The 1,079-nt window shown below is 55.8% G+C and carries 2 pseudogenes; both read right to left on the bottom strand.

The features are described from left to right. Nucleotides 1–71 precede the first annotated feature (71 nt). A pseudogene (locus FHW96_RS25925) lies at nt 72–394 on the bottom strand (integrase core domain-containing protein); the annotation flags it as partial. A gap of 370 nt (nt 395–764) precedes the next feature. Beyond that, nucleotides 765–1,079, bottom strand: a pseudogene (locus tag FHW96_RS26050) (hypothetical protein); the annotation flags it as partial.

Below are 1,079 nucleotides of genomic sequence, written 5' to 3'. Positions count from 1 at the left end.
AACCCAAAATACCCCACGGGATCACATCCCGACCAGCAAAGCCTATTCCCTTCAGCTACATAGACAGGTGGGTGTAATGAAGCAGGATTGTAGTAGGTGAACCAGCGCGCAAGACCCGCCCGCAGTTCGCTTCCGGTCTCGAACGCGTGGAGATAGACGCACTCATACTTCACGGACCGCCACAGGCGCTCAATGAAGACGTTGTTCATCCAGCGCCCCGGCCATCCATGCTGATCCGCACTTCGGCCTCGCGCAGCACGCTGGTGAAGGCGTGGCTGGTAAATTGGCTGCCCTGATCGGTGTTGAAGATTTCGGGCTTGCCATAACGGGCCATGGCGTCCTGCAAAGCCTCGACGTAGAACCCCGCATCCATCGTGTTCGAGATGCGCCACGCGTGATCTGCTATGGCTTCATTTACCATGTCCCAATGATGTATCGCAACCAGACAGCTCTTATGATCATAATCAATGAGTTTCGGCATGACGATACCCCTCCTGTCAGTTAAGACGAAGTACAGAGTGCTGAAGCCGATGTGCAGAGTAAGGGACAGGGCTTTAGACGACGGTTGGCATACTCTTATGCGCGGGTTGGATACCGCATTTCCGTAGGTTCGTCTGGGGCTGCCTCTGTCTAGAATCGGGCATGGACCTCAGTCCGCCACATAGCTGTTGCGAGGTTTCCCCACCGGGGCCCTGTCCCCAACTTTGCACATCTGCAGATTGTTTATCCTAGATGATGCTCTCCCTTTTATTGGTGGAACTACGTCACGCCGCAGACGCGGGCGCAACTTCCTGCCCGATGGCCCACAAGAATGCCGCCATCTCCCGAGCTATCGCAGTCACGGCGACGGTCTTGAGCTTCCCGGCTATGATCAGCTTTCGGTAGCGGGCGCATAATCGAATCTGCCCTTTCCAAGCGATTTCGCGCACCGACCGGGGCAATCCGTCCAATCGTTCTTGGATTTCTGGACTGACTCGGGCCGGGTGTCCCCCGTCAGCACCCATGGCACAGATTTGATGTTGTGATTTAAGGAGGATTGGGGCTTCGTCGTAATGACGAAGGAATGCAGATGAAGCCCC

It is taken from the genome of Novosphingobium sp. SG751A (genome assembly GCF_013149295.1).
Taxonomy (GTDB): Bacteria; Pseudomonadota; Alphaproteobacteria; order Sphingomonadales; family Sphingomonadaceae; genus Novosphingobium.
The sequence above is the reverse complement of the archived record's forward strand: the minus strand, read 5'-3'. Positions and strand labels throughout refer to the sequence as shown.